The 4,172-nt window shown below is 69.0% G+C and carries 4 protein-coding genes; 2 read left to right on the plus strand and 2 right to left on the minus strand.

Annotated elements, in window-relative coordinates; genetic code table 11:
* Window positions 1-86: 86 nt before the first annotated feature.
* Window positions 87-1,346: an ABC transporter permease gene (locus ACLN58_RS18830; RefSeq protein ID WP_415856771.1), complete on the plus strand. Its 1,260-nt coding sequence runs from the start codon at window positions 87-89 to the stop codon at window positions 1,344-1,346.
* Window positions 1,347-1,363: 17 nt separating this feature from the next.
* Here ACLN58_RS18830 and ACLN58_RS18835 read toward each other — a convergent pair whose 3' ends face one another.
* Window positions 1,364-2,389, minus strand: coding sequence for an isopenicillin N synthase family dioxygenase (locus ACLN58_RS18835; RefSeq protein WP_415856772.1), 1,026 nt, complete (start codon window positions 2,387-2,389; stop codon window positions 1,364-1,366).
* 145 nt (window positions 2,390-2,534) lie between these two features.
* Here ACLN58_RS18835 and ACLN58_RS18840 point away from each other — a divergent pair, with 145 nt between their 5' ends.
* Window positions 2,535-3,011 carry a hypothetical protein gene (locus tag ACLN58_RS18840; protein WP_415856773.1) on the plus strand — a complete coding sequence of 159 codons (477 nt, stop codon included), beginning with the start codon at window positions 2,535-2,537 and terminating at the stop codon, window positions 3,009-3,011.
* A gap of 372 nt (window positions 3,012-3,383) precedes the next feature.
* Here the strand turns inward: ACLN58_RS18840 and recR are convergent, their stop codons facing one another.
* Window positions 3,384-3,983 carry a recombination mediator RecR gene (recR, locus tag ACLN58_RS18845; protein ID WP_415856774.1) on the minus strand — a complete coding sequence of 200 codons (600 nt, stop codon included), beginning with the start codon at window positions 3,981-3,983 and terminating at the stop codon, window positions 3,384-3,386.
* Window positions 3,984-4,172 lie beyond the last annotated feature (189 nt).

The following is a 4,172-nucleotide window of genomic DNA, read 5'->3' on the forward strand; positions in this document are numbered from 1 at the left end:
GTCACCGCGGGCGTCGCGGTCACGGCGTTTGCCCCGGCCGGCGGGGCGATCGAGGAAGCCTACGTGGATCTGGGGGTCGACGGACCGTGAGCAGTCATGAGGAACTCGCCGTGCGGGGCCCGAGGCCGGGTCGCCGGCGGCGGTCGGCCCGGGAACGCACGACGGCGGCGCTCGCCTGGGTGCGCGGTGCCTGGGACGTCGTGGTCCTCGAGGCGAAGCAGCGGCTCCGCGCCCGGGGCTGGTACATCATGCTGGCGATCTGGTTCGTGCTGATCGCGATCGTGACGGCGTTGACGTGGTCGGCCTGGGAGGCCCAGCACGCGGCGACGAGCGGCTATGCAAGCTCCACGGGCTACGGCACGGTCCAGGCCGGGCCGGGGGTCATGATCTTCGAGGTCGTGCTCGCGTTCGTCCTCTTCCTCGCGCTCGTCGTCTCGCCGGCGCTCTCGGCCAACGCGGTCAACGGCGATCGCGCGCAGGGCACGTTGGCCGTTCTCCAGACCACCCTTCTGACGCCCGGGCAGATCCTCGCCGGGAAGCTCGTGGCAGCGTGGCTCGCGGCTCTGGCCTTCCTCGTCGCGGCCTCGCCGTTCCTCATCATCGGCGTCGTGGCGGGCGGGCTCTCGCCCGGTTATGTCACGGTCTCGCTCCTCATGCTGGCCACCGAGCTCGCTGTCGTGAGTGCCATCGGCACGGCTCTCTCGGCGCTCGCGGGCCGGCCCGTCTTCTCGATCGTCGTGACGTACCTAGTGGTCGCGATGCTGTGCGTCGGAACGGTGATCGCGTTCGCCTTCGGCACGGTGCTCTCGCGCGGAACGGTGCAGGCCAACACGCCCTCCTATGAGGTCCCGGCCGCGCGGCTCCAGACGCCCGAGCCCTCCGCGTCGACGGGCCCTTCCCTCGCGCCGTCGCCCGGGTACTCGAGCAATCTCAAGGTGACGCCCGCGCCGTCGGCCGTTGGCGGGCCCACGTACACGTGCATCGGCAGTCTCCACGATCAGCCGGCCCTCCGTACCGAACGCGTCGCGTGGATCCTGTCGATGAACCCGTTCCTCGTCGTCGCCGACGCGATTCCGTACCCCGATCGGCTGCAGACCACGGTCCCGTATGCGCAGGGCGCGATCGAGGCGGGGAGCCAAGCGGCTCGTGCGGCCGTCGCGGGGCCCGAGTCGACCACCGCGTGCGCGAACGGCCAGCCGAGGCCCACCTACCTCAGCCAGCGAGCGCCTCTGTGGCCCCTTGGCCTCGGCCTCCAGATCGTCCTCGCGGGCGCGCTCCTGTGGGGCGCGCGGCGAGCGCTCGTCACGCCCGCCCGCCGCCTCGCGAAGGGGACCCGGGTCGCCTGACCCGGGCCCCGCCGTCGTCAGCTCACGAGCTGCGGGTAGTGGCGACGCGCGGTCTCCGGGTGGGCCCGGAGCCAGCCCTTGAGGACGTTGGCGCCGTAGGAGGCGAGCATGGGGTTGGTCGGGTCGTCGGAGACGCCCCGGGCCTCGGCGGCGAGCTCGGCCGGGAGCTGGACCTTGTCGATCACGGCATCGAGCCGCGGCGACCAGAAGAACGGCACCGAATAGCGGTCCACGCCGGCGGGCGGAGCCGTGACCCGGTGGATCGTCGCCATGAGGTAGCCGTCGGTCGCGACCTCGAGCATCTCGCCGAGGTTCACCACGAGCGCCCCCGGCGTCGGCGGGACGTCGATCCACTCGGTCTGGCCGTACGGCTTGACCTCGAGGCCGCCCACGGAGTCTTGGAGGAGGAGCGTCACGAAGCCGTAGTCCGCGTGGGAGCCCACGCCCTGCTTGCCGGCCTCGGGGACCACCCCGCCGCCCACGTAGTGCACGAGCTTGCCCATCCACGCCGGCGTGCCGGCGAACGCGTGGTCGAAGTGGTTCTCGGGGAGCCCGATCGCCACGGAAATCGCGGAGAGAAGCTCGGCCCCGACGTGGGACATAAGCTCGGCCCAGTCCATCGCAGCCTTCTCAAGCTCCGGGAAGGCCGCCGGCCATTGGTTGTGGCCCTGGAGGCCGAGGTACGGCTGGCCGGCCGGGACGGCGTCGAGCGGTTCGCGGTCGGGCCCGTAGTCGATCTGCTCGCGCGAGTCGGCGCGGCCCTGCGTGACCTCCTTGCCGAGCCGCGTGTAGCCGCGGAACTGGGCGGAGGTGCGGTTGTCGAGGGCCAAGCGGTCCTCGAGCGGGAGGCGGAAGAACTCAGCGACGGTGTCGAGGAGCTCCTGGTCCTGCCCCTGCTGGCCGCCGTAGCCGACCACCTGGAAGAAGCCGACGTTGTGGGCGGCGTCGCGCAGGGCATCGAGGAACTCGGGGGTGAACTTGCCGGCGCTGTCCCTCGCGGTGGCGAGGTCCAGGACGGGGACCGATGTGCGTGGTGTGCTCATACCTCCAGCATGCTCCGGCTGCGCGCCGGAGCGTAACGTTCTGTCACAACGTCAGCCAGCGCCTCCACCGATGGCCGTGGACAACGACGCTCCAGAGTCAGATCGATACCGGTGCCGTCTGCAGCCGGACGGTCCATTCCTCGTAGTGAACGTCAAAGCGAGAAGTCTCTCCGCGATTCCACCCATGGGCGGCGATGAGAGACTGACACGGCTTGTTGAGTACGTGAACCTCGGCGGTGATGACGGCGATCCGGGCACCACCATGCAAGCGCGCCTCGCGAAGAACCGCTTCATCGAGCATGCCCAGCATCGTCTTCGCGAGCCCATCGCCTTGGCGGTCGATGTGGGTTGCCATCACAGGGACCGTCGTTACCAAGGTGTCGTCACCGACCCAGTCGTGCGTGTAGTGGAGGACGGCATTCACTCTGCCGTGCTCACGATCAAGATGTATGAGAGTGTGCTGCGGCGGATCTGCTGGCGGTCGAAGCGAGCGCACAAATTTCTGGGCTTGAGCAGCCCATGGTTCCTTTACGCGCCGACGGCCAAATCGGTCCCGCTCCGACGATTCCCTAAAGCAACGGAACGCCTGCAGGAACTTGATGTGCTCGCGATCAGGAGATAGCCACTCAGACACGAGGCGAAACAGGGCGGATCGCTGGAATGGACTCAGCTTTCCTCACGTGTTCCGCCGTTGCGTACCGTCGCCGTAGATAAGAGACGTATTCTTCAAGGTTCGGCTCTCGCGTCTGGCGACGCAGGGCCTTCGGCGCGAGGGTCGAGAGCAAGCGGGCGCCCGACCTTCGAATGGCGTGTTTGGCCGCCGCCGTCCTTGTCGCCATGGTCCGCCCCCAATGCGTTCTTCCGATTTCGACAAGGCTAGCACCGGCCGGCTATGGCGAAGCAAGCCCATCGGCCCCGAATATCGCGCGGCTCGCGGCATCGAGAGATGGAGCCATGGGTCCGATGACGAATATTCGTGGGGCGCGTAGGTCGCTCAGCCGATCGCGCTGCGGCGCCCCTCGAAGGCGCGGCCCAGCGTGATCTCGTCCGCGTATTCGAGGTCGCCGCCCACCGGCAGGCCTGAGGCAAGGCGCGTGACCTTGATGCCGATGCTCTGCAGCATCCGCGCGAGATACGTCGACGTGGCCTCGCCCTCGAGGTTCGGGTTGGTCGCAATGATGACCTCGGTGACGGCGTCGTCGTTGAGCCGGCCCAGGAGCTCGCGGATGCGCAGCTGGTCCGGGCCGATCCCCGCGATGGGGTTGATGGCCCCGCCGAGCACGTGGTACCGGCCGCGGTAAGCGCGCGTGCGCTCGACCGCGAGGACGTCCTTCGACTCCTCGACCACGCAGATCACGCTCGGGTCGCGCCGCGTGTCGCGGCAGATCGAGCAGGTCTCCTGCTCCGAGACGTTGCCGCAGATCTGGCAGAACTTGACGCGCTCCTTGACGGCGGTGATCGCGGCGACGAGCCGCTTCATATCGTCCGCGTCCGCCTCGAGGATGTGGAAGGCGAGCCGCTGAGCCGACTTCGGTCCGATGCCGGGGAGCCTTCCGAGCTCGTCGATCAGGTCTTGGACTGCGCCTTCATACACCCCACTACGCTACCGCCTGCGGGGCGTTCTGACATGGCACAGCGCCGTCAGCGGGGCGGGATGACCGTGCCGTCGTGGCTGCGCTCCTCGACGAGCTTGCCGCCGAGGATCCGTTCGACCGCAGCTCGGCCGAACAGCCCCGACGCCTCGACCGTCTCGTCGTCCGCGCTCGGGATGTCCTCGACCGCG

This window comes from Sinomonas sp. G460-2 (genome assembly GCF_047759905.1).
In the GTDB taxonomy this organism is placed as follows: Bacteria; Actinomycetota; Actinomycetes; order Actinomycetales; family Micrococcaceae; genus Sinomonas.